This is a genomic window from Collinsella sp. CLA-ER-H9 (assembly GCF_040092295.1).
Taxonomy (GTDB): Bacteria; Actinomycetota; Coriobacteriia; order Coriobacteriales; family Coriobacteriaceae; genus Collinsella.
This window is the reverse complement of record NZ_JBBNLV010000003.1, coordinates 65,363-90,051: the sequence shown is the minus strand read 5'-3', so window position 1 is coordinate 90,051 and position 24,689 is coordinate 65,363. Positions and strand designations below refer to the sequence as shown.

Sequence of the window (24,689 nt, the reverse complement as noted above, 5' to 3'; positions counted from 1 at the left end):
GCTTATGCCTCCTCGAGCTCGAGCTGGTTGTTGGCGATGTCTTGGGCGGTCGCGCGGTAGAGCTCGTCGATAAAGGCGACCTTAAAGCTTGCCGGGGCGTCGGCGACGGCGGCGGCACGCGTGCCGGCAACGTTGTAGACGGCGGTGCCGCAGATGGCTGCCGTAAACGGGTCGGCGGCGCAGGCGTACACGGCCAGCACGCCGCCCTGCGAGCAGCCGCAGCCGGTGATCTTGGACATGAGCGGGCTGCCGCCGTGGGACTTGGCCACGGTCGTGCCGTCGGTGATCAGGTCGACCTCGCCCGAGACTACCACGGCGCCACCGGTGTAGCGGGCGAGCGCCACGGCGGCGCCGCGAGCGGCGTCGACCGTGTCGGTGGTATCGACGCCACGTACGCGGCTCAGGTCGGCCGTCTCGCCCTCAAGGCCCCACAGGCCGGCGAGCGCGATAATCTCGGAGGCGTTTCCGCGTACGATGGCGGGCTTGTACTGCTTGAGTTCGCTTACCAGTTGGGTGCGCAGACTGCCGATGCCCAGGCCCACCGGGTCGAGCACCCAGGGCTTGCCGGCATCGTGTGCCGCCTTGGCCGCGCGGGGAATCGTCTGCTCGTAGATGGGGAAGAGCGTTCCCATGTTCAGATAGATGGCACCGCCGCCGGCAACAAGTGCCTCGCCCTCGTCGGGCAGATAGACCATAGCGGCCGAACCGCCCACGGCGAGCTGTGCGTTGGCGACAAAGTCAATCGTCACCGTGTTGGTGATGGAGCCTGCCATCGGGTTGGTGGCGCGAATCTCGTCCACGGCCTTGACCACTTGTTGCTTAAGCTGTTCCGAATCGATCACTGCACATGCCTCCTTGGCATAGAAAAGGGGCGCTGTGCATAGACAGCGCCCCTCAAAAGGCGGCATGCTCCCTACGCCAGCATTAACTGACAGGTTCAAAGGATTGGGCCCCATGCCCTCTCAGCCTTGTGGTTTGCACCGCCGGCACTCCCGCATCGAATCTGTTGTTCCCTATACTAGCGCACCTGCCAAAAAGGGACAGGTTTATTTTGGCAGGTCGTTACAATAGGTAGGACCGATACGAATGGGGGCCTTATGATCAAACTTGTGCTGACCGATATGGACGATACGCTGATTCCAGCCGGGCATGACGGTGCCAGTGACTACGCCATCGAGGGCATTCATGCCATGCAGGCGGCGGGTCTGCACTTTGGCCCGGTTTCGGGTCGCCAGCCGTCCGCGATGGGCTGGATGTTCAAAAATCGTTCCGAGTGCTTTTCGACCGGTGCGTTCTGCAACGGTCAGGTCATGTTTGTCGACGGTCAGGCGGTCGCTTCGCGCGCGACCGACAACGATGCCCTGATGCGTCTTGCCGCCTATCTGGAAGAGGAAACCGACGATACCTATCTGAAGGTCTACAGCTTAGGCGATGACTTTTGGGATAACGATGCCTATTGCGTGACGAGCGATTCCGAGCGCGTACGCCGCGCCATGGAGTCGGGCGGCAATGCGTGGCTTAAAGGCGAAGAGGCCCCGTGCCGTCCCGTCGTCGATGACGCGCCGGTGTTCAAGGCGAATATCTGGAGTGCCCGTTCGCGTGAGGAGCTTGCGGAGCTACGCGAGCGCGTCGCCGCCGAGGTGCCGGAGCTCTCGCTTGTGTTTCCCAACAACCGTGTGCGCCTGTTCGACATCCTTCCGGCTGGTTGGGACAAGGGCCGCGCTGCACTGGAGTTGGCGCGCGCTTTGGGCCTGACGCCCGACGAGGTGGCCGTATTTGGCGATTCTGATAACGATCTGCCCATGATCGATGCCGTTTCCAATTCCGTTGCCGTCGCCAATGCCAACGAGGCCGTTACGGCTGCCGCGCGCTGGCATATCGGAGCCGCGGCAGACGATGCGGTTGCTGGGGCTCTGCATCAGATTGCCGCCTGCGCCGCGACGGGGGAGATGCCGTCGTTTATGCGTCAGATGGATGCGACGGGTTTCGACGTCACGAACGTCTAGGGGGGCGCTATGAAGCTTCAGCAGCTCAGATATGTCGTCAAAGTTGCCGAATGCGGTAGCATCACCGAGGCCTCGCGCCGACTCTTTGTGTCGCAGCCTTCGATTACCGCGTCGATTCGCGATCTCGAAAACGAGATGGGTGTGCATATCTTTGAGCGCACCAACAAGGGTGTCATTGTGTCCGAGGAGGGCGAGACCTTCTTGGGCTACGCGCGCCAGGTGCTCGACCAGGCTGACCTGCTCGAGGGCAAGTACAAGGGCGCATCCGAGCAGGTGCCGCACTTTAGTGTGAGCTGCCAGCACTATTCCTTTGCCGTCAACGCGTTTGTCGATGTGATCCGCGAGTTCGATGCCGCGCGCTATGACTTTACCCTGCGCGAGGAGCAGACCCACGAGATTATCGAGGACGTCGCGCACATGAAAAGCGAGTTGGGCATCCTGTACCTATCCGAGCACAACCGTGAGGTCATCGAGCGTATGCTCACTGCCAATGAGCTGGTGTTTGAGGGACTCTTTTGCGCCACGCCGCACGTTTTTGTATGCGCCGACCATCCGCTGGCGGCCCGCTCCAGCGTGACGCTCGAGGACCTGGAAGACTACCCGTTCCTGTCCTACGAGCAGGGCAGCTACAACTCGTTTTACTATTCCGAGGAACTGACCTCGACGTTTGAGCGCCGCAAGAACATCCGCGTGCGCGATCGTGCGACGCTGTTCAACCTTGTCATGGGACTCAACGGCTATACGGTGTGTTCGGGCGTGATCAGCCACGAGCTCAATGGTCCCGGTATCATTTCGATTCCGCTCGATGTGGACGAATACATGGAGATCGGCATCATCACGCGCAAGAACACGACACTTACGCGCTACGGGCAGGCCTATATCGAAGCGATTCGTCAGCACATCTAGTTTGTTATGTCTGCCGTACGCATGATGCTTAGCGGTGCGTATTGGTATAGTCATTCCCTATGGCAAACAGAAAATAACTCATATTTTACGATGGCTATTTGAGCCCTCATACTTTGTCTCGTTAAAGCATCCACGCAAAAAGGAGATCAGTATGACTAATTCCGTCCAGCTCAAAGCGCCGTTTCGTGCCGATATCGTCGGCAGCTTTCTTCGTCCGCAGGCCGTAAAGGACGCCCGCGCCGCCTATGCCGCGGGCACGCTCGATGCCGAGGGGCTTAAGGCCGTCGAGGACGATGCCATTCGCGATTTGGTGGCAAAGCAAAAGGCCGCCGGCCTGCAGGTCATCACCGATGGCGAGTTTCGCCGCAGCTACTGGCACCTCGATTTTATGTGGGGGCTGAACGGCGTCGAGCGTCGCACCTCGCGTACGGGCTATATGTTCCACGATGAGGAGACCACGGCCGATACCGCCGTGGTAACCGGTCCCATTAGCGGCGAGAACCATCCGTTTGTCGAGCACTTTAAGTTTGTCAAGGCACTTGAGGGCGAGGGCCACGTTGCACGCCAGACCATCCCGGCGCCGATTCAGACGTTCTCCGAAGTCACGCTCGACCGCTGTGATGGCCAGCAGGAGAGTCTGCACGCTGTCTACAAGACCGACGAAGAGCTCGTCGATGCCATTGCCGCAGCATATCGCACCGTGATTGCCGACCTGTATGCCGCGGGCTGTCGCAACATCCAATTTGATGACTGCACCTGGGGGATCTATTGCGATACCGACTTTGTGGCAAAGACTGGTATGAGCCCGGTCGACCTGCAAAAGGTGTCCGAGCTGGGCGTGGCGCTCAACAACGCCGCCATCGCGGGCAAGCCCGACGACCTGGTCATCAACACGCATGTGTGCCGTGGTAATTACCACTCTACCTATGCCTTCGAGGGCGGCTACGACCCCATCGCGCCGTATCTGTTCGCACACGAGAACGTCGATGCGTTCTACCTTGAGTTCGATACACCGCGCGCCGGTGGCTTTGAGCCGCTGAAGTATGTTGCCCCCGGCAAGAAGGTCGTGTTGGGCCTAGTGACCACCAAGGCCGCTGAGCTTGAGGATGAGGATGCCATCGTTGAGCGTATTCACGAGGCTGCAAAGTATGTTCCGCTCGAGAACCTGTATCTGTCTCCGCAGTGTGGCTTTGCCAGCTGCGAGATTGGCAACAAGCTGACCGAGGACGAGCAGTGGGCGAAGATCGCGCTGGTCAGGCGCATCGCCGAACGCGTTTGGAAATAGCGCTAGCGTTTGCAGGTGGCGGCGCGTGCGAGGCACTGCGTATCGCGTACAATGGTTCGGATCGTATCGTTCGGGCAGGTTATCCAATATGCCCGATCGCCCTTCCATTCGAAAGGACATCCATGTCCCAGTCTTCGACGCCCGCCGTCGCCGATGCCATCTACGATGCGTCATCGCTCGGCCGCCCGCGCATGTTCCTACTCGGTCTGCAGCATCTATTCGCGATGTTTGGCGCCACGGTGTTGGTGCCCGTGCTCACCGGTCTCTCGGTGTCGGCAACGCTTTTGTTTGCCGGCTTGGGCACGCTGCTGTTCCACTTCCTGTCGCGCGGCAAGGTACCGGCCTTCTTGGGCTCGTCGTTTGCCTTTATTGCCGGTTATGCCGCAATCGCGCCCAACGGCGAGGCCGAGCTTTTGCCCTACGCCTGCCTGGGTGTAGCCTGCGCCGGCCTGCTCTATCCGGTGCTGGCGGCCCTGTTCCGCGCGTTTGGCGCCAAGCGCGTCATGCGCTTCTTTCCGCCGGTGGTGACCGGCCCCATCGTCATTTCGATCGGCCTAATCTTGGCAAGCTCTGCCATCGCTAACTGCCAGACCAATTGGCTTGTTGCCGTTGTCGCTGTGGCTGTGATCGTCATCTGCAACATCTGGGGCCGCGGCATGGTCAAGATCGTGCCGATTCTGCTGGGCGTTGTGGTGAGCTATGCCGTTGCGGCTGCGCTGGGCGAGGTCGACTTCTCTGGCGTCGCAGCCGCTCCCTGGGTTGGCTTGCCCATCGTGTGGGGCAACACCGTGTTTGCGCTCTTTGGGCCTCAGTTCGATAGCGGCCTTGCCACGACTGCCATCATCACCATCATGCCGCTGGCCTTTGCGACTATGATCGAGCATATTGGTGATATCTCCGCTATCGGCTCGACTTGCGAGCGCAACTACATTGCCGATCCCGGCCTGCATCGCACCCTGCTTGGCGATGGCCTGGCGACCATTCTCGCATCGCTCTTTGGCGCTCCGGCTAACACCACCTATGGCGAGAACACCGGTGTGCTTGCCCTGACGCGTGTGTTTGACCCGCGCGTGATTCGCATTGCCGCGTGTTGCGCCATTGTGCTCTCGTTCTGCCCCAAGTTCGCGGCTGTCATTGCGGCCATGCCGGCGTGTGTGATCGGCGGCGTGTCACTCGTGCTCTATGGCATGATCAGTGCGGTAGGTGTGCGTAACCTCATCGAGAACCAGGTCGATTTCCAGAACAACCGCAACGTGCTGGTGGCCGCTCTGGTGCTGGTGCTTTCACTCGGCATTGCTTACAGCACTGCCGGTGCTATCGTGTTGGAGCTGGGCGGCGTGACCATTTCGCTTTCGGGTCTTGCCGTGGGTTCGCTGGTGGGCATTGTGCTCAATGCCATCCTACCGGGTAACGACTTTGAGTTTGATGTCTCCGAGCTTGAGGAGGCTGCTGAGTAACAACTGCGTCCAGCTGAATCAAAAAATGGCGCCCATGCGTACGCGCGGGCGTCATTTTTAATGCGTCAATATCCAGTGGATGCCACGTGCCATGCGCAGATCGGTTTGGGCAAAGTGATTGCCGGGGTTGAGCTCCAGCGTTGTTGGAATGCCGCGCGCGACGAGCAACGCTTCCATCGCGCGTGTGTCGTCGAGTACATGCCGCATCATGCGGTTGGGTGTCTTGGTCTCCTTTTTGCCGAGTGACAGATAGACGGCCTGCGGGTTGCCGGCAAAAGGGGCCGTGCTGGCGCGATCGACAAAGTCGGGAAACCACAACGACCCCGATGCGCTTGCGGCGCGGCTAAAGGCGTCGGTTTGCCAGAGGGACCAGAGCGCGAAGAGGCCCGCGAGCGAGTAGCCGGCAATGCCGCGCCAGGTGGGCGGCTGAGGAAGCGACGACTCGGCCTCTGGGATTATCCAGTTCAACAGCTCATCGAGAAATCCGGAAGCCTGACCGCCAAAGGGCTCGGCATCGCGCACGGTTCCGTCGCATCCCCAGGGGCTCAGCTCGCGATTCCAGTTGAGGCTGCCAATGCCGACAAGCGTGAAGGGCGGGCAGTTGAGCTCTCGGCAGCGTTCATAAACCTCCGCGCCGTCGCCCATGACCACGGGAAGATAGATGACTGGTGCGCTTTCGGCATGCTGTGCATGAACGGTTATCTGCTTTTGATGCGCTTCCATGACGGGCTTCTCTCGGCGTTGTGATATCGACGGCCCCCATTGTCGCACGCCGGTTCATGCAGGTTGGGCTAGACAAAAGACAATCTCGTGCATACCCTGCGGACGCATATGGAAAACGCCACCGCCGGAGGGGAGCTCGGCGGTGGCGTTGTTAAACGGTGCTGGGACTCGGGGCCTTCGCGGGAGCTGCCATGTGCGCAGAGGCGTCTACGAGCGTTTGCGGCTCGCCATGGTGCCTGCGGCGATAGCGGCTGTTCCCGCAAGGACGGTTGCCACGATGGCCGCACCCGAGGTGTCGCCGGTTGCCGCGAGCACGCCGGTGGCCTTGGCCTTCGTGGTTGCAACCGCAACGGTCTTGGTCGTCTTTGCGCCCTCGGGCTTGGGGTCCTGCTTGGACTCCGCGGGCTTGGTCTCGTCGGGCTTGGGGTCTTCCGGCTTGGCTACCTCGGGAGGTGCGATGACCATGCTCTTGGCGACAGCTTCGTTATAGGGAGAGTCGATCACAGCGTCGCCCGTGCCGATGGCTTGGCCTGCCTCGTAGATGCCGTTACGGAGCTTGCGATAGTCAATGACCTTGCCGCCTTCGGGCGTCTGGATGGCGGCGTTCTCAATCTTGATGGTGCCGATTGTCTTGCCGTCAGCGCTCATGGCACGGGCAAAGATTGCCGCTGTATCTCCTTCGGCCGTTACCTTGCTGCGGATGATCGAGATGACTGCGGGTGTGACGCCCTCGCTGGTCTGGGCGATGATGCCGATGTTCTCGCCTTGGGGCTCGGGGCTCGTCTCGCCATCTTGGTTTTCGCTGTAGGGGATGGGGCCGTCGCCGTTCTCGACATAGCGGGCTATGGCCTTGACAACGGAGTCGCTGATGTAGATGTGGCCACCCTTCTCGTTGGGTCGATCGTTTCTGGTGGAGAATGCAGCCGAAACCTCACCTTCCGCAAACGCGTCCACGGTGGAGCCGTTCTTGACGACGATGTCGTCCTGGTAGGTGAAGAGGGCGATGGCGCCACCGTATCTGCCTTTACCTGCACGGACCGTCACGTTTGCATGATCGAGGGTGATGCCCTTGTGGGCATAGACGCCATATTCAACACCGTTTACGTTGAGGGAGGCGTTTGTGGCTGCGAGGCTGCCCTTGGCCTCGACGGCAGCGTCTTTCTCGGAGCTTGCCTCGACCGTCCCGCCACCCTTGATGGTGAGGTTCTTGTCGGTTCCAATACCCTTGTCCTCGGTAGCCCTGGCGGTGACGGCTCCGCTGTCGTCAATCGTGATATTACCGTTTGCCCTGATGCCATCCGATGCACCCGTGGCGTTGACGTTGCCCGAACCTTTGATAGCGAGATCACCCCCGGCATTGATGGCGTCAAACCCAGTGCTCGTGGCGTTGACGGATCCGGCTCCGTTGATGTTGATATTACCCGTGGAGAGGATAGCGTCCTCAGTAGATGTCACGCTGAGCGTGCTGCCCGCGTCGCCTTGGATATTGAGCTCGGCGTTCTCGTTAGTGCCATGAGAAACGTTGATGCCTTCGATCCATTCGGCAGTGACGATGTTGGTCCCCGAGTAATTCACGTTGAGCTTGCCTGCGGCCTGGATCTCGCCGCCGTTATAGTTGTTGAGCTTCAAGTCGTCGGCGCCGTCCCACGACCAGGTACCGGCCTCGTCGCTCGCCGCGGTGTTGTACTTGTTGCCGCCGACCTTGACCCATTCCGCTGCGAGCGAGACGCTCGGCATGAGCAGCGAGCTCACCGTGAGCGCGCACACGGCGCCCGCGACGATGCGGCGCGTCACGCGGCGCCAGCTGCCGTGCGCGAGTCCTATGCGACGGCGAACGTCGGGTTCGGCAACATGGGTTCCGGCGGTAGTGTCATTGCGTTTGGGGGTCGTGAACAAGGCTGCCATGGTTGCTCCCGTTCTCATAGGGCCTATACGGCTAGGTTCAGCGTATCTGCTGGATGTTGCCGGCGGTAGTGCCGTTTGGAGGGCAAAATGGCCAAAATGGGGGAGAAATAGGCCGCACGCCGGCGCAGGGACCGACGCTAAAAGAAAAGCGCGGGGCCGCATGGCGACTCCGCGCTTTATTGTTCAGCTTTTGCAGCCTTGCCCTTACGCTACGAAGAAGTAGACGAGGAAGGCAAGGGCCGCGATCCACCCGTCCTGTGCGAAAAAGTGTTTACGAGCGTTTGCGACTCGCCAGGGCGCCTGTGACGATAGCGGCCGTTCCTACAAGGGCGGTCGCTATGATGGCTGCGCTCGAGGCGTCGCCGGTTGCCGCGAGCTTGCCGGTGGTCTTGGCTCCCGTGACTGCAACTGCAACGGTCTTGGTTGTCTTCGTGCCCTCGGACTTGGAACCCTCGGGCTTGGTCTCGCCTGGCTTCTCCTCGGGTTTGATCTCCTCGGGAGGCACGGTGACCGTGCGCTTGGCGACAGCGGCGTCATAGGGGGAGTCGATCGTGGCGTCGCCCGTGCCGATGGTTTGACCTGCCTCGTAGGAGATGCTGGGGCCGTACTCTTCTTCGTAGCGATAGTTAATGATCTTGCCGCCTGCGGGCGTCTGGATGGGAGCGCCTTCGATCTCGATGGTGCCGATCGCCTTGCCATCCTCGCTTATGGCAAGAGCGAAGATTGCCGCCGTGTCTCCCTCGGCCGTGAGCTTGCTGCGGACGATCGAGATACTCGCGGGCGTGATGCCCTCGTAGGTCTGGGCGAAGATACCGATGTTCAGACCCCTAGGCTCAGGGATGACCTCGCCGCTTTGGTCGTTGCTGTAGTGATCGGGGCCATCGCCACCGGTCTCGACATAGCGGGCTATAGCCTTAACAACGGAGTCGCTGATGTAGATGTGGCCGCCAGCGACGTTTGGCTGGTGGTTTCTGGTAGAGATTGCAACCGAGAATTTGCCTTCTGCGAACGCGTCCACGATGGAACCATTCTTGATGACGATGTCGTCCCCGTCAGTGATGAGGGCGATGGCCTGGCCGCCGCTCGCGCTTGTGCGGACCGTCACGGTCGCGTGATCGAGCGTAACGCCCTTGTAGGCATAGACACCATATTCAACACCGCTTGCGTCAAGGGAGGCGTTCGTGACCGCGAGACTACCCTCAGCGTCGACGGCAAGATCTCCCTGGGAGCTTGCCTCGACCTGGCTGCCGCCCGAGATGTCGATGTTGCCGTCAGCCCAAATCGCCGCTTCTTCTATCGAGCTTGCTTCTACCTTGCCACCGCCTTTGATGATCAGGTCACTGCCCGCGGCGATGCCGTAACCTTCGCTTCCTTTAGCGATCACTGTGCCAGAGGAATCGATGGTGGTCTTGCCCTTGGATTGGATGCCTTCGGTACCGCCCGTTGCATTCACGGTGCCCGAGCCCGTGATAGAGAGATCGCCCTTTGCCTCAATTCCGTCGGAAGTAGTGCTTGTGGTGTTCACAGTGCCTGGGCCAGAAATGGAGAGGTCGCCTGTGGATTTAATTGCATCGGCCTCAGCTGTCACATTGAGCTCATCCGTGCTATTCGAGCTCGTTATGTTCAACTCTGCTTTCTGGCTAGTGCCATCCTGCGCCTTGATGGCGGCTCCGGTGTAATCGGGCTCGGTTTTCACGGTGTTCTTGCCCTCGTAGGCAATGTTGAGCTTGCCCGCAGCCTGGATCGCACCGCCGTCATAGCCGTTGAGCTTCATATCGTCGGCGCCGTCCCAGCTCCAGGTGCCGGCGGCGTCTCCCGTGGGCCCCGCGGCCGCTTCGTGGCGGACGCCGCCAACGTCCACCCACTCCGCCGCGAGCGAGACGCTCGGCATGAGCAGCGAACTTACCGTGAGCGCGCAGGCCAGGCCGCAGACGATGCGGCGCGTCACGCGGCGCCAGCTGCCGTGCGCGAGCAGCGTGCGACGGTGCACGTCGGGCTCGACAAAATGGGCTCCTGAGGTTTTATCATTGCGCTTGGGGGTCGTGAACAAGGCGGCCATGGTTACTCCCATCCTCATAGGGCCTATGCGATTACGCCCAGCATATCTGCAGGATGTAGCCGGCGGTAGTGCCGTTTGGAGGGCAAAATGTCCAAAACTTGGGAGGCAATACATCGCGCGTCCGTGCGGTGCCTGGCTTTAAAAGAAAAGCGCGGAGCCGCTCGATGCGACTCCGCGCTTTGGTGTTCTGCTTTGGCAGCTTTGCCGTTACGCTACAAAGAAGTAGACGAGGAAGGCAAGGGCTGCGATCCACATGAGCGGCTTGATCTTGGAGGCCTCGCCCTTAAAGAGCGCGACGATCACGTAGGCGATAAAGCCCAGACCGATGCCGGCGGAGATGGAGTAGGTGAAGGGCACGCCGGCGACAATCATGAACGCCGGGAAGCCCTGCGACACGTCGGACCAGTCGATCTCGGAGGCCTCGCTCATCATGAGGTAGCCGACGTAGACCAGGGCACCGCAGGTGGCGGCACTGGAAACGATGGTGACGATGGGGGAGAAGAACGCGGCGAGAATGAACAGCACGCCGGTGGTGACGGAGGTGAGGCCCGTGCGACCACCGTCGGCAGCGCCAGAGGTGGACTCGACGAAGGTAGTGATGGAGGAGACGCCCATAAAGCCACCGGCAGCAGCGGCCACGGAGTCGACGACCAGGATGGGACGGATGTCCTCGACATTGCCGTCCTCGGTCAGGAACTCTCCCTGCTTGGCGACGGCCATCGCGGTGCCCATGGTGTCAAAAAAGTCGCTCATGAGCAGCGAGAAGGCAACGACGAGCAGCATCGGGTCGGTCAGAACCTTCACGATGGCCATGTTGCCGTCGGCGGTGCTGGCAAACGGGGCGCCAAAGGTCGAGAAGTCGAGTGGTGCGATGAGGCCCTCGGGCGCATGGGTGACGCCCAGCGGGATTCCGGCGATAACGGCGACGATGATGCCGATGAGCAGCGAGCCCGGCACATTGCGGGAAGCCAGGGCAACCGTCACGACGATGGAGATGATGCCGACGATAAAGGTGGGGGAGGCGATGTCGCCCAGGCCGACGAGCGTACCGGCGCCAGCGGTGATGATGCCGGCGTCGCACAGGCCGATCATGGCGATAAACAGGCCCAGACCCACCGAGATGGCGTGGCGCAGGACCACGGGGATGGCGTCCATGATGGCCTCGCGCAGGCCGCACAGGACGAGCAGCAAGATGACGATACCCTCGAGGAAGATAACGCTCATGGCCACGTGCCAGTCGCCGCCGCACATGGTGGTGGCGATGCCCGCGATCATGGCGTTGATGCCCAGACCCGACGCGCAGGCGAGCGGGCGGTTGGCGAAGATGCCCATGCAGATGGTCATGATGCCGGCGCCCAGGCAGGTGGCGCAGGCGAGCGCTCCCGCATCGATGCCAGCGCCCGAGAGCACTGCGGGGTTGACGGCGATGATGTAGGCCATCGCCAGGAATGTTGTCAGTCCAGCGCGAAGTTCGGTCCCGATTGTGGACTTGCGCTCACTGACGTGAAAAAGTTCGTCCATGCATACCCTTTCCTTGTTCGGCCCCGAGTTTAGGCCGATTGACACGAACTCACTTACTATATCGTCTTTACAACCTTGCTGTTCCTCGCATGTTGATGTTCGGCGCTTTGTAACAGACGGACGGTATTTATCGCATGAAAATGTGTGGGTACCGTATACTTAAGCGGTTACAACGACCCCTATGGAGGAACGTATGATTAAAGAGCTTTGCCACGACGAGGCTATCCTGTCCCAGCGTTGCGAGGTTGCGACCGTCGAGGACGAGTCGGTTGCTCAGGACCTGATCGATACCATCAAGTCGCTCGACGATGCCGGCTGCCTTGCCGCTAACCAGATTGGCGTTACCAAGAAGGTCTGCGTCTACCTGGACGACGCCGGCGAGCCCCACGTGCTCTACAACCCCCGTCTGGTGTTTGGCCTGGGCGCCAGCAAGATGGAGGAGAGCTGCCTGACGCACGAGGAGGTCACCAAGTCCACGCGCTATATCAAGTGCAAGGTTGCCTTTGACCAGATCGTCGACGGCAAGATGCGCGAGCGCAAGCAGGACTTTGTGGGCTTCGAGGCGCAGATGATCCAGCATATGATCGATCACTGTCTTGGCAAGCTTGTCTAGGGCGACCACAGCACCGCACTTCGTCGTTTTTGGTCCGGGCGTGACATTGTTGTCATGTCCGGGCTTTTGTGTTTAGCGCCTTTTTGTTTGGTGACAATGAACTTAGCAAGAACGTAAAGCTAGGAGGCGCTATGTGTACGAGCATTCGATTTACCGATAATTCCGGCAACATGTATCTGGGCCGCAACCTCGACTGGAGCTTTGACTACGGCCAACAGGTTCGCGTGATGCCGCGCGGGTTTCACATTCCGTATTCGTTTATCGACGACACGACAGCGGCACACGCGGTGATCGGTATGTGCATCGATTACAAGAACTACCCTATGTTCTTCGACTGCGGCAACGATGCGGGCCTCGCCGTGGCGGGTCTCAATTTCCCGGGTTATGCCGAGTATGCCGAGGACCCTGTCGACGGCAAGACCAATATCGCGGCCTATGAGTTTCCCCTGTGGGTGGCAGCGACGTTCTCGACGGTCGATGAGGTCGAGGCCGCGCTGCGCGACACGGTGATTGTCGCCAAATCTGCCGGAGAGGGGCTGGGCGTGTCGCTGCTCCATTGGATTATCGGCGACAGCCAGCGTAGCATCGTGGTCGAGATGATGGCTGACGGCCTGCATGTATACGACGATCCGGTCGACACCCTTGCCAATCAGCCCACCTTCCCGTGGCATATGGAAAACCTACGCACTTATATCACCGCCACAAGCGATTTTCCGCAGACGGCGACGTGGCGTGGCGCCGAGCTTAAGCCCTATGGAGCCGGTGCCGGCATGCGCGGCATTCCCGGCGACTGCTATTCGCCGAGCCGTTTTGTAAAGGCAGCGTACCTCAACGCCAATTACCCGCAAAAAGACAGCGAGACCGAAAACGTCGTCCGCATGTTCCGTTCACTCGAGGGCGTGGTGATGATTGAGGGGGCGTCCAGGATGGGCGATGGCAAGTTCGAGAAGACTATCTATACCGGATGCTTTAGCGCGCGCACGGGCAATTATTACTACGCGATGTATGAGGATCCGTCGATTCGCTACGTGAGCCTGATGGATGCCGAGGGCGCGAGCCCCGATAGGCTCGTGGTTCCCGAGCCGCGCCGTTCGTAGCTCACTGGTCCGTTGCGACATAAAACGGCCTCGCACCTCTTATGAGATGCGAGGCCGTTGTCGTCAATGGCTGGTGGCGTGTTAGAAGTTGGCGTCGTTGAACTGGGTGCTCTCGAGTCCGTCGAGTTGCTGTTCGGGCGTATCGGCGACGCTCTCGAGCAATTCGGTGGGATCGACGTTCATGTCCCTACCGGCCTCGTTGCCGTTGACCAGGTCGTCCGAGAAGATATCGACTTCCATTTCCTCGGCTTCCTCGATCTGGACCTCGAGCGGCACATGGGTGCGTACGAGTTTGACCGCCGGACGCATGCGGGCAAAGAGAGGCACGTACTCGATGATGATCGCCGAGTTCTCAAGACCGTACCAGCGTGCCGGGCTTCCGCAGGCGCGGCGGACGGCGTACTTGATGGCCATCACGCGGTGGTCGTTGCGGTTGATGTCCGTTTCGGGGGCAAGCATCTTGCGCAGCATGCAAAAACGGAAGTCGCCCACGTTGCCGCGTGTCTCGTAGATGGAGTAGGTGTGATGCTGCGGTGGCAGCTCACCCGATGTCATCAAGTCGCCAACGATCTGACGCAGATAGGCGTTGATGCGCTGGTTGACCTTAAAGCCCAGGTCCAGGCGCACGCGGAACAAAAAGTCCGTGCCAAAGGTCTCGACGGAATACTCGTGCGTATAGGGCTCGTCGGTAACGTGCACGTTGATGAACCAATATGCCTTGGCGCGCTTGGGGTGCTTGTCCAGGATGGAATAGAGCACGTCGCGGTCGAGCGTGAGCGGGTCGGGGCTGTTGGTGAGGAACACCAGATTGTCGGCGAGCACGGGGTAGGTCTCGTCGTTGCGCAGGCGGTTGAGCTGATCGATGTACTTGGAGACGGGCAGCAGGATCGTCTGCGTGCGCTCGATGGCGGTGCCGCGGCGCCACACGTACATAAGGCCAAACAGCAGCGAGGCCAGGAAGATCATCACATAGCCGCCGTCAAAGAACATGGTGAGGCACGAGGCAAAGAAGCAGAGCTCGATGGCGCCAAAAAGCAGGGCAAAGACGCAGGCGCCCAGCTTGTGCTTGAGGATGCCGGCGATATAGCTCGTCAAAAGCGTCGTGGTCATGAGCATAGTCACGGTGATGGCGAGGCCGTAGGCGCTCTCCATGCGCTCGGAGTTTTGGAACAGCAGCACGATGAAGATACAGCCGACCCACATGATGTTGTTGACGAGCGGAATATAGAGTTGACCCTTGGTGTCGCTGGGGTAGTGGATGCGCAGATGCGGCATAAGGTTGAGACGCGTGGCCTCGGATACCAGCGAGAACGAGCCGGTGATAAGCGCCTGCGAGGCGATGATGGCCGCTACGGCCGATAGCACGATGGCAAAGGGGCGCAGGGGCTCGGGAAGCATCATGTAGAACGGGTTGACGATGTCCATCGCGAGCATCTGGGGATTGGAGTTGTTGGCGAGCAGCCAAGCGCCCTGACCCAGATAGTTAAGGATGAGGGCCGCCTTTACGAACGGCCAGGATGCGTAAATGTTAGCCTTGCCCACGTGACCCATGTCCGAATAGAGCGCCTCGGCGCCGGTCGTCGACAGGAAGACGAAGCCGAGCACCATGATGCCCGAGTGGTTGATGGGCGAGAACAGGAACATGATGCCGCGGATGGGGTTGAGTGCGCGCAAGATGGACAGGTTGCCGAGCATGTTGAACAGGCCGGCGCCCGCCAGGAACAGGAACCATAGCGTCATGAGCGGGCCGAAGAGCTTGCCGATTGACGAGGTGCCGGCGCGCTGCATGGCAAATAGGCCGCAGATAATGATGATGGTGATGATGATGACGTTGGTCTGGCCGTCGCCCAATAGCGCGTGGCCCCACTCGATGGTGCGCAGACCCTCGATGGCTGTGGTGACCGTGACGGCGGGGGTGAGGATGCCGTCGGCAAGCAGCGCCGCACCGCCGATCATGGCGGGAAGGATCAGCCACGGCGCCACTTTGCGCACGAGACTGAACAGGGCGAAGATACCGCCCTCGTTGTGGTTGTCGGCCCTCATGGCGATTAGCACGTACTTGACCGTGGTTACGAGCGTCATGGTCCAGATGACGAGCGAAAGCGCGCCCAGGATCATGTCCTCGCTGACGGTACCGATGCCGCCGTTGTTGGCGACGATTGATTTCATGGTGTACATAGGGCTCGTGCCGATGTCGCCATAGACGACGCCGAGCGTTACGAGCAGCATGCCAGCGGAGAGGGGGATGGCTCCGTGCCCGCCTTGCCCGCGCTGGTCTTGGAGGTTTGCCTCCAGTTTGTTGTGTGCCACGAGGACTCCCTTAGACATCCGGTTATCTGTCTAGGACAAAAAACTTTATGCCGTCTTTATACATACAAGAGCAGTTTGGCACATCGGGTTATTTTAGACAATAATCCTCAGCTGGGGATTATTTATCTACGCAGGTAGCATTTCAAAGCAGGGGCTTTTAAGCACGTGCTGTCTGGGCGATGCCAGCCTTGGCGTTTGCGCGTTTGCCGGCGAGTTCGCAAAAGAGCGCGCCGCCGATGATAAGCGCGGCGCCCATCAGGCGGACCGGTGTTATGGCTTCACCCAAAAGGGCGGCCGAGAACACGACCGCCGAAAGCGGCTCGAGGTAGCCGACGACGGCGACGGTCTGGACGGGCAGCTTGGCGACGGCGCTAAAGTAGAGCAGGCAACCAATGCCGGTGTTGACGACGCCGAGCATAGCGACGGCGCGCCAATCAATGCTGGCGGCGACGCCGGCGGACAGGAACGAGGGAGCGCCCTGCGTGATGAGCGTGAGGGCCAGTTCGGTCACAAAGGCGGCGCTCACTTGGAGTGCGGAGTTCTCGAGGCCCTCGATGTGCGGCGCACCCTTGCTGGCGATGACCATCAATGCATAGCAGAAGGCCGAGGCGATTCCACAGACGATGCCCGCAATGGGCATATTGCCGCCTAGACCTTGCGCTGCAATGAGAAAAGCACCACAAGCAACGGCGACAAAGCCGGCGATTTTGCCGCCGGTCAGCTTTTCGCCAAAAATGAGCGGGGAGAGGGCCATAACGATGATGGGGCCACAGTAATACAACAGCGAGGAGATACCAACGCCGATCGTCTGATAGGCGCGGAACAGGAAAATCCAGCTGGCGCCCAGCGCAGCTCCCGAGAGGAGGAGGGCCGCGGCTTCGCGGGGACGAGATGGCGCCTGCAACTTATGGTGTTGGGTAGTGGCGAGGATGGTTGCAAGCGAGAGGGCTCCCAGAAACGTGCGCAGCAGCACGATATCGGAGCTTGGCAGTGCGATAGCTGCGGCGATGATGCCGTTAGAGCCAAACAACAGTAATGCTGCTAAGTATGTAAACAGTCCGTTGTTCATGCGCTGAAATCCCCTCTATATCCGAGCATGTTCACTATGGGTGAACTGGCTATAGAAGAAAAGCGAATATAATTCATAGATAACATGACAAAAGCTCATGCATATGTGGAGGGGTGCCGTGGAAACGAATGTTCAAAAGATGCAGGTCCTACTCGAGACCGTGCGCGCCGGCAGTTTTACGCGCGCCGCCGAGCGGCTGAGCTATTCGCAGTCGGGCGTGAGCCGTATGGTGGCCGATCTTGAGGCCGACTGGGGCTTTAAAGTGCTTGATAGAAGCCGCGAGGGCGTAGTGCTTTCTGCCGATGGGCGGCAGATCATGCCGGCGGTCGAGGCGTTGTGCGAGGAATTTGTTCGTTTGCAGCGACGGGTGGATGAGATGCGTGGGCTCATGCGCGGCAAAATCTGCATCGGTACGTTTTCGAGCGTGGCGACCCACGTGCTGCCGCCGGTGATTGCGCACTTTCGCGCCGATCACCCGGACGTCGATTACGAGCTGCTGATGGGTGATTACTCCGAGATTGAGCAATGGGTGGCGGAAGGTCGCTGCGACCTGGGCTTTATTCCGCGCGAACCACGCGGCGCCGGCATGGCGTCGCGGCCGTTGGTGCAAGATGAGTTGATGGCCGTGGTGCCAGCGGACTCCTCGCTTGCTACCGCGGAGGTCGTTTCCCTTGCCGATTTGGCCAACGAGCAGTTTATTCTGCTGGAACGCGGTAGCGACGACGAGATTACGCCGCTGTTTCGCCGCGCGGGCCTGGCGGTACGCTCTAAGCTGTCGACCTGGGATGATTATGCGATTATGGCCATGGTCGAGGACGGTCTGGGCGTGAGCATTCTTCCGGCGCTCATCTTGCGCCGCTGCCAGTTCGATGTTGCCGTGCGCCCACTCGAGGGGCATCCCCATCGGCAGATCAACGCCATATATCGAACGGCCGATGTTTCGCTTGCTGCCGCCCGTTTCCTCGAATACCTCTAAACGTGTGCGTGTCATTGTCCGCTTTGGGCAAATCTCAGAGTCCGGCGCATTTTCTTATGAAATTGAACTTCCCGATAATGCGCCGCGCTATACTGCTGCCTAAATTGAACCCAGGTTCAATTCGTGTTCTATAAATTGAACTTTGCCAGCAAGGAGGTTCTAGTGGCCCAAGAGACGTTTAGCGATCGCCTGCGACAGACTATGTCCAATCGCGACGTTCGCCAGTCGGACGTAATCCGCGCATCGGAGATGCTCGGCAAAAAACTCGGCAAGAGTCAGATGAGCCAATATGTGAGCGGCAAGACGATTCCGCGGCGCGATGTGGCTGAGCTGCTCGCCCGTATTTTGGAGGTCGATGTTACCTGGCTGCTCGCCGGCGACGCCGATCAAGGCGAGGCATCATCACCCCGCAACGATTCCAAGCCCGAACCCCATCCCTCAGCTCAAATTGCAAGGAGCACCACCATGCGTACTTTTTCTAAATCCACCAAACTCGACAACGTCCTGTATGACGTGCGCGGTCCCGTCGTCGACGAGGCCGCCCGTATGGAGGACGAGGGCGAGCGCATCCTCAAGCTCAATATCGGCAACCCGGCGCCCTTCGGTTTCCGCACGCCCGATGAGGTCATCAAGGACATGCGCCAGCAGCTGCCCGACTGCGAAGGCTATTCCAACTCGCGTGGCCTGTTCTCCGCGCGCAAGGCGATCATGCAGTATTCGCAGATCAAGGGCCTGCCCAACGTTCAGATGGAGCATATCTACACGGGCAACGGCGTGTCCGAGCTCATTCAGCTTTCGATGAACGCGCTGCTCGACAATGGCGACGAGATTCTGATCCCCAGCCCCGACTATCCGCTCTGGACGGCGTGCGCAACCCTTGCCGGCGGTCATCCCGTACATTATCTGTGCGATGAGCAGGCGGATTGGTATCCCGACCTGGAGGATATGGAGTCCAAGATCACGAGCGCGACCAAAGCCCTCGTCATCATCAACCCCAACAACCCCACGGGTTCTGTCTATCCGCGCGAGGTGCTCGAGGGCATCGTCGAGATTGCACGCAGGCATCAGCTGATGATCTTTGCCGATGAGATCTACGACCGCCTGTGCATGGACGGCTACGAGCACGTCTCGATTGCCTCGCTCGCCCCCGATCTGCCCTGTGTCACCTTTAGCGGCCTTTCCAAGTCGCACATGATCGCGGGCTATCGCATTGGCTGGATGGTGCTTTCGGGCAACCAGCGCTGCATGAGCGACTTCATCATGGGCATCAACATGCTCTCCAACATGCGCCTGTGCTCCAACGTGCCGGCTCAGTCGATCGTTCAGACGGCGCTCGGCGGCCATCAGTCCGTTAACGACTACATCCGTCCCGGCGGCCGTGTCTACGAGCAGCGCAACTTTGTGTATGAGGCGCTCAACAAGATTGACGGCATCTCGGTGGTCAAGCCGCGCGCGGCGTTCTACATCTTCCCCAAGATGGATGTTAAGAAGTTCAACATCACCGATGACGAGCAGTTTGCCCTCGACCTGCTGCACGAGAAGAAGATTCTGATCACGCGCGGCGGCGGCTTCAACTGGGCTGAGCCCGACCACTTCCGCATCGTGTACCTGCCGCGCATGGAAGTACTCAAAGAGTCCCTCGAAGACCTCGCCGACTTCTTTGACCATTACCGCCAGTCGTAGGGGATAGAAACTCCGCACTATGAAAAGCTCCCTGCAGTTGTTTTGCTGCAGGGAGCTTTCTTGAATCGGCGGAACTAAATAACAATCCCGTTGCAGTGGTCGATTTCGTGCTGGATGATCTCGGCGGTGTAGCCCGAGAAGTTTTTGATGCGGTGGACGAAGTTCTCGTCCAAATACTCCACCTTAATGCGGCGATAGCGGGTACAGGGACGCTCGCCGATCAGCGAGAGACATCCTTCGCTCGTCTGATAGGCATTGACCTGCTCAAGAATTTGAGGGTTGTACATCAGGAGTGTCCTGTTGCCGTCCTTTACGCAGATGATGCGTTTGCGCACGCCAATCATGTTGGCGGCGAGGCCCACGCACTCGTGCTCATGCTCGTGGAGTGTATCCAGGAGGTCCTGCCCGGTCGCGGCATCGTCGGGTCCCGCGTCTTCGGAAGGCAGGCGCAAAAAGAACTCGGATTTCATGATGGGCTTAATCATGGCGGGCTCCTTAAGGTGGATAGGTTTGGTTCAGGCCATGATACCGCGACATGTCGCATTAATGTGTGTACATAGATTCTGCAGCTAGATTGGCGGGCGACACCATAAACTAATGGACGTTTTGCCGAGAGGCATGAATGTATAAAGCGCAAAGAGTGCGCGACGGGCCCCGCGAATGGGGCGATGATGCCCGAGAGGGCCAAGAAGGAGTCTCATGTCTGAGAACGAAGAGATCATGAACGAGACCGAGAACGAGACCATGGCTGCCGAGGTTGAGGCAGTCGAGACCGTGGAGACCGAAGCTGCTGAGGTTGAGGCTGCTGACGAGGTTTCCGCTGAGGAGGAGGCCGAGGTTGTCGAGGCCGCCGTTGATTACGATGACGAAGAGCTGATGGACAAGATGCAGAAGGCCGCCCGCCTGCTGCGTAGCCGTCGCTTTGCTATTTCCAAGGAGGAGGAGGCCAAGGCCGAGCGCATGGCGAACATCGAGCGCGCCATCAAGCTCCTTGACCTCAAGCCCAAGATGGAGCAGAAGGAAATGTCCGACCTGCTGGGCATGCGCCTTCGTGAGCTCGATGGCCTGATGGCCGAGGCCGAGGCTGCCGATCTGGTCGGCCGCATCGACGACGCCGAGGGCGATATGCGCAAGATCGTCGTCTTCGCTGCCGAGGATGCCGCTGAGGGCCTGGTCGAGCTTGCCAATAAGAAGGAGAAGCTCCTGCCCGAGCTTTCTTACGAGGAGGCCACCGAGCTGATGGCCGCTCTCGATAAGGTTATCGCTCCGCTCGTCGCCATGGGCCTGGACGAGGACCGCGGTCCTCGCGGCGGCCGTGACGATCGCGGTGGTCGTGGCGGTGACCGTGGCGGCCGCGGCGGCTTTGGCGATCGCGGTGGCCGTGGCGGTGACCGCGGCGGTCGCGGTGGAGATCGCGGTGGCCGTGGCGGCTTTGGTGACCGTGGCGGTGACCGTGGCAGCCGCGGCGGCTTTGGCGGCAACCGTGGTGGCTATGGCGATCGCGGCGGCAACCGCGGTGGCTTCGGCGGTAACCGTGGTAACGACCGCGGCGGTCGCGGTGGCGATCGTGGCGGCCGCAATGGCGGCGGCTTCCGCGGCAACCGCTTCTAGTTGGGTTACGCGGTTCTACGAACCGCGTAACTAGTTGACGCTGCGCGCCCACCAGAGCGACAACTTGTCATTCAAAGAGGACGGCATGACCAGAAGGTCTATGCCGTCCTCTTTTCATGCCAATTTGTTCGCTCTGGTGGGCGCTCGCTGTCGGTGCCAAAACATCGGCGTTGCCTTGATTCAAACCTGCCAAAAGGTAGTCATTGGGGACGTTCTTAAATGACTAGTCGTTGGGGACGTTCTTGTTTGACTAGTCGTTTAAGAACGTCCCCAACGACTATATAGAACGAGATTGGATAATCTCCCGGTTTGAGCCTGCATTCAAGCTCTAAGTGGGAGATTATCCACTCTCGTTTCGTTTGTTGATTTCGATGCCTACATTTGTAGGAACAGTTCGTGGAGGCGGGCGTCGTCGTCGAGTTCGGGGTGGAAGGTGACACCGAGCTGATTGTCTTGACGTGCGGCGACGATGCGGCCATCGACTTCGGCCAGGGCCTTGGCGTCGCCGTGGACCTCGACGATGCGGGGCGCGCGGATAAACGTCAGCGGCACCTCACCGTCGATGCCGGCTACCTGCCCCTTGGCTCGAAAGCTGCCGAGCTGCCTGCCGTAGGCATTGCGCTCGACAAGTACATCCATGGTTGCCAGGCGCGGCGTCCCCTTATCGTCGTGGGCGGCAAGGTCGCGCGCCAGCAGAATCAAGCCGGCGCAGGTGCCCAGGACGGGCATGCCTTCAGCGATACGGGCGCGAAGCCCCTCGAGCATCCCCAGTTCCTCAAGCAGCTTGCCCTGAACGGTAGACTCGCCGCCGGGAAGTACCAGACGGTCAAAGACCTGCTTCAAATCAGCCGCCTGCCTCAGCTCAATACAGCGTGCGCCCAGCTCGGATAGTCTTGTCTCGTGCTCGGCAAAAGCGCCTTGGACCGCCAGCACGGCGACCGTCTGGTCTGCATAATCGCTCATGTGCGATCCTTTCTGCTGGACTAGCGCCCGCGCTCTTCCATGATGATCTCGATTTCGTCGGCGTTGATGCCCACCATGGCCTCGCCCAGGTCCTCCGAAAGCTCGGCGATGAGCTTGGCATCGTTGAAGTTTGCCACGGCCTTGACGATGGCGGCGGCGCGTTTGGCCGGCTCGCCGCTCTTAAAGATGCCCGAGCCCACAAAGACGCCCTCGGCACCCAGCTGCATCATCAGCGCGGCGTCGGCGGGAGTCGCTACGCCGCCGGCGGCAAAGTTCACGACGGGAAGCTTACCCGTGGCATGGACATCGCGGACCAGTTCGACCGGAACCTGCAGTTGCTTGGCTGCCTCAAAGAGCTCATCATCGCGCAGAGCAACAACGTCGCGGATCTGCTTTTGGATCTTGCGCATGTGGCGCACGGCCTGAACGACGTCGCCCGTGCCCGGCTCGCCCTTGGTGCGAATCATCGTGGCGCCTTCGGCAACACGGCGCAGCGCCTCGCCCAGATCGCGGGCGCCGCAGACAAACGGCACGTCAAACTGGGTCTTGTCGATGTGATAGACGTCATCGGCGGGGGAGAGAACCTCGGACTCGTCGATGTAATCGATCTCGATGGCCTGCAGGACCTGCGCCTCGACAATGTGACCGATGCGGCACTTGGCCATGACGGGAATGGAGACGGCCTCTTGGATGCTCTTGATCATCTTGGGGTCGCTCATGCGCGAGACGCCGCCTGCGGCACGGATGTCGGCCGGGATGCGCTCGAGTGCCATGACGGCGCAGGCGCCTGCCTCCTCGGCGATGCGTGCCTGCTCGGGTGTGGTGACGTCCATGATGACGCCGCCCTTGAGCATCTGCGCGAGCTCGCGATTGAGTTTGACTCGATCGGCCCTGCTGGTCTGTTCTGCCATGGTTGCTCCCTTGGTTGGTATGTGTATTGCTTGGCGGAACATCCTATCGGGGAGCTGGGTATGGCGAAATACTCAGTTTTCGAGATAATAATAAGGTCAGACTAATACCAGATTGAATGACTTAATAAGGTCAGGTGATAGGCTCATGCTTGACTACAATTTGGAACAACGCGGCGAAGCATCGCTCTATGAGTATGTTTACCAGCAAATTCGAGACGATATTGTTGCTGGGCGCATTGCGGCGGGGGAGCATCTTCCGTCTAAGCGCGCCTTTGCCAGTCATCTGGGAATCAGTGTCATTACCATCGAGAATGCATATAGCCAGTTGCTTGCCGAGGGCTATATTTGCTCAATGCCGCGTCGCGGTTACTACGCTTGTGAGCTTCCGGATGCACCGGTTTTGCCTTTGGCTGCGGAGGGTGTCGAGCGAGATGCCGTCTCTGTGGGCCCCAGCGCGCATGATGTCAACGGACAGGTCGAGCGATTCGATGCACTTTCTCCTTCCGCTTTGGAGGCGGCGCGGCTTTGGCAAAGCGCGCTACGGGCGACGCTGACGTCCGAAGACGAACGCGAAATCTTTTCGCCCGCACCGGCACAGGGCACCGCTCGGCTACGACGCGCAATCGCTCACCATCTGCGTGGGACGAGGGGCATGAATGTCGATCCTAATAACATCGTTATCGGTGCGGGCGCCCAGCTGCTCGATACCATGTTGGTTCAGTTGCTTGGCGCGGACAAGGTGTATGCCGTTGAGGATCCGGGCTATTTGCGCCTGACACGCATCTATCAGGCTATGGGCTGCAAAGTTCGACATATCCCGTTGGATGATGAGGGCGTGGACTTGAGCGCTCTGCAGAAAACCGGGACCGATGTCCTTCACCTGATGCCGTCCCATCAGTATCCGACCGGCCTTGTGACGAGCATTGCGCGTCGCTATGCTCTGCTGAGCTGGGCCGCCGAGCGACCGGGTCGGTATCTCATCGAAGATGACTTTGATTGTGAGTTTCGCCTTGCCGGCAAGCCGATTCCCGCGCTTGCTTCGATCGATACCGCACAATCGGTCATCTACACCAACACGTTTTCAAAGAGCCTGTCGTCGGCGTTGCGTCTAGCGTACATGGTGCTGCCCGATGAGCTGATGGAACGGTTTAGGCGCAACCTTGGTTTTTACGCCTCGTCGGTGAGTTCTGTTGACCAGGTCGCTTTGGCTCGTTTGCTGGAATCGGGTGATTACGAGCGGCATGTGAACCGCGTGCGCGTTCGTGCTCGCGAGGCGCGTGATGACCTGGCGGCGCTTGTACGGAAAGCATTTTCGGCAGGGGAGGTTTCGATCGAGCATGCAGACGCGGGCCTTTACTGTACCGTGGTTGCGGAGTGCGAAGCGGGCGGAAGCTCTTTTGTGCGGGCCCTCACGCGCTCGAGCACCCCTTTTGTCGATATCAATGACTGTTATTGGTGTGCCGATGGCGCGTCTGTTCCTGAAGACTCAACTAAAATTCTTGTCCAGTATGACGATCTGAGTCCAAAAGTGCTTAACACCTTGGAATTGCAGCTAACGGGGGCATTCTGCAATCTAAGTGAGTAGACTTTTGGC

The 24,689-nt window shown here is 59.8% G+C and carries 20 protein-coding genes and 1 riboswitch; of the genes, 10 read left to right on the top strand and 10 right to left on the bottom strand.

All coding sequences use genetic code 11. The features are described from left to right. Nucleotides 1-2: 2 nt before the first annotated feature. Nucleotides 3-842, bottom strand: coding sequence for a hydroxyethylthiazole kinase (gene thiM / locus AAAX73_RS03325; RefSeq protein ID WP_349125004.1), 840 nt, complete (start codon nt 840-842; stop codon nt 3-5). A 51-nt stretch (nt 843-893) separates the two neighbouring features. Then, a riboswitch (TPP riboswitch) is annotated at nt 894-1,004 on the bottom strand. A gap of 93 nt (nt 1,005-1,097) precedes the next feature. On the opposite strand from thiM, the gene AAAX73_RS03320 reads away from it, so the two are divergent. The 4 genes from AAAX73_RS03320 to AAAX73_RS03305 all read left to right on the top strand — a co-directional run bounded on the left by AAAX73_RS03320 (nt 1,098) and on the right by AAAX73_RS03305 (nt 5,654). Next, nucleotides 1,098-2,006, top strand: a complete 909-nt coding sequence (locus AAAX73_RS03320; protein ID WP_349125003.1) for an HAD family hydrolase — start codon at nt 1,098-1,100, stop codon at nt 2,004-2,006. Between the two features lie 9 nt (nt 2,007-2,015). Continuing rightward, the gene (locus tag AAAX73_RS03315; RefSeq protein WP_349125002.1) at nt 2,016-2,912 is read left to right on the top strand and encodes a LysR family transcriptional regulator; all 897 of its coding nucleotides are present in this window, start codon (nt 2,016-2,018) and stop codon (nt 2,910-2,912) included. Nucleotides 2,913-3,063: 151 nt separating this feature from the next. Beyond that, complete coding sequence (locus AAAX73_RS03310; protein ID WP_349125001.1) at nt 3,064-4,197, top strand: 5-methyltetrahydropteroyltriglutamate--homocysteine S-methyltransferase; 1,134 nt, start codon at nt 3,064-3,066, stop codon at nt 4,195-4,197. A gap of 122 nt (nt 4,198-4,319) precedes the next feature. Beyond that, a complete protein-coding gene (locus AAAX73_RS03305) occupies nt 4,320-5,654 on the top strand; it encodes a uracil-xanthine permease family protein (RefSeq protein WP_349125000.1) in 1,335 nt (444 codons plus the stop codon). A gap of 57 nt (nt 5,655-5,711) precedes the next feature. Here AAAX73_RS03305 and AAAX73_RS03300 read toward each other — a convergent pair whose 3' ends face one another. From AAAX73_RS03300 to AAAX73_RS03285, 4 genes are all read right to left on the bottom strand, one after another. Beyond that, nucleotides 5,712-6,377 carry an alpha/beta hydrolase-fold protein gene (locus tag AAAX73_RS03300; protein WP_118065585.1) on the bottom strand — a complete coding sequence of 222 codons (666 nt, stop codon included), beginning with the start codon at nt 6,375-6,377 and terminating at the stop codon, nt 5,712-5,714. 207 nt (nt 6,378-6,584) lie between these two features. After that, complete coding sequence (locus AAAX73_RS03295) at nt 6,585-8,282, bottom strand: hypothetical protein (protein WP_349124999.1); 1,698 nt, start codon at nt 8,280-8,282, stop codon at nt 6,585-6,587. A gap of 271 nt (nt 8,283-8,553) precedes the next feature. Further along, nucleotides 8,554-10,341, bottom strand: a complete 1,788-nt coding sequence (locus AAAX73_RS03290) for a hypothetical protein (RefSeq protein ID WP_349124998.1) — start codon at nt 10,339-10,341, stop codon at nt 8,554-8,556. Nucleotides 10,342-10,548: 207 nt separating this feature from the next. Next, nucleotides 10,549-11,862: an NCS2 family permease gene (locus tag AAAX73_RS03285; protein WP_195192972.1), complete on the bottom strand. Its 1,314-nt coding sequence runs from the start codon at nt 11,860-11,862 to the stop codon at nt 10,549-10,551. Nucleotides 11,863-12,055: 193 nt separating this feature from the next. Here AAAX73_RS03285 and AAAX73_RS03280 point away from each other — a divergent pair, with 193 nt between their 5' ends. Together AAAX73_RS03280 and bsh are read left to right on the top strand one after the other, a co-directional pair. Continuing rightward, nucleotides 12,056-12,475: a peptide deformylase gene (locus tag AAAX73_RS03280; RefSeq protein WP_055250721.1), complete on the top strand. Its 420-nt coding sequence runs from the start codon at nt 12,056-12,058 to the stop codon at nt 12,473-12,475. 131 nt (nt 12,476-12,606) lie between these two features. Next, nucleotides 12,607-13,572, top strand: a complete 966-nt coding sequence (gene bsh / locus AAAX73_RS03275) for a choloylglycine hydrolase (RefSeq protein WP_117640612.1) — start codon at nt 12,607-12,609, stop codon at nt 13,570-13,572. Between the two features lie 81 nt (nt 13,573-13,653). On the opposite strand, the gene AAAX73_RS03270 is transcribed toward bsh, so the two are convergent. Continuing rightward, complete coding sequence (locus AAAX73_RS03270) at nt 13,654-15,900, bottom strand: KUP/HAK/KT family potassium transporter (protein WP_349124997.1); 2,247 nt, start codon at nt 15,898-15,900, stop codon at nt 13,654-13,656. Nucleotides 15,901-16,039: 139 nt separating this feature from the next. Next, on the bottom strand, nt 16,040-16,951 hold the full coding sequence (locus AAAX73_RS03265) for a DMT family transporter (protein WP_349124996.1): 912 nt from the start codon (nt 16,949-16,951) through the stop codon (nt 16,040-16,042). 118 nt (nt 16,952-17,069) lie between these two features. Here AAAX73_RS03265 and AAAX73_RS03260 point away from each other — a divergent pair, with 118 nt between their 5' ends. After that, on the top strand, nt 17,070-17,927 hold the full coding sequence (locus AAAX73_RS03260; RefSeq protein WP_349124995.1) for a LysR family transcriptional regulator: 858 nt from the start codon (nt 17,070-17,072) through the stop codon (nt 17,925-17,927). A gap of 162 nt (nt 17,928-18,089) precedes the next feature. Continuing rightward, entirely contained in the window at nt 18,090-19,610 is a 1,521-nt protein-coding gene (locus AAAX73_RS03255) for an aminotransferase class I/II-fold pyridoxal phosphate-dependent enzyme (protein ID WP_115596175.1), read from the top strand. A gap of 74 nt (nt 19,611-19,684) precedes the next feature. Here the strand turns inward: AAAX73_RS03255 and AAAX73_RS03250 are convergent, their stop codons facing one another. After that, on the bottom strand, nt 19,685-20,095 hold the full coding sequence (locus AAAX73_RS03250) for a peptide deformylase (RefSeq protein WP_055286616.1): 411 nt from the start codon (nt 20,093-20,095) through the stop codon (nt 19,685-19,687). A 214-nt stretch (nt 20,096-20,309) separates the two neighbouring features. On the opposite strand from AAAX73_RS03250, the gene AAAX73_RS03245 reads away from it, so the two are divergent. Beyond that, on the top strand, nt 20,310-21,221 hold the full coding sequence (locus tag AAAX73_RS03245) for a hypothetical protein (protein ID WP_118081320.1): 912 nt from the start codon (nt 20,310-20,312) through the stop codon (nt 21,219-21,221). Nucleotides 21,222-21,596: 375 nt separating this feature from the next. Here the strand turns inward: AAAX73_RS03245 and pdxT are convergent, their stop codons facing one another. Together pdxT and pdxS are read right to left on the bottom strand one after the other, a co-directional pair. After that, entirely contained in the window at nt 21,597-22,184 is a 588-nt protein-coding gene (gene pdxT, locus AAAX73_RS03240) for a pyridoxal 5'-phosphate synthase glutaminase subunit PdxT (RefSeq protein WP_349124994.1), read from the bottom strand. 20 nt (nt 22,185-22,204) lie between these two features. Beyond that, nucleotides 22,205-23,095 carry a pyridoxal 5'-phosphate synthase lyase subunit PdxS gene (pdxS, locus tag AAAX73_RS03235; RefSeq protein WP_349124993.1) on the bottom strand — a complete coding sequence of 297 codons (891 nt, stop codon included), beginning with the start codon at nt 23,093-23,095 and terminating at the stop codon, nt 22,205-22,207. Between the two features lie 145 nt (nt 23,096-23,240). Between pdxS and AAAX73_RS03230 the strand changes: the two genes are divergently transcribed. After that, nucleotides 23,241-24,680 (top strand): PLP-dependent aminotransferase family protein, encoded by a 1,440-nt coding sequence (locus tag AAAX73_RS03230; protein WP_349124992.1) that lies wholly within the window; start codon nt 23,241-23,243, stop codon nt 24,678-24,680. The last annotated feature ends 9 nt before the right edge of the window (nt 24,681-24,689 follow it).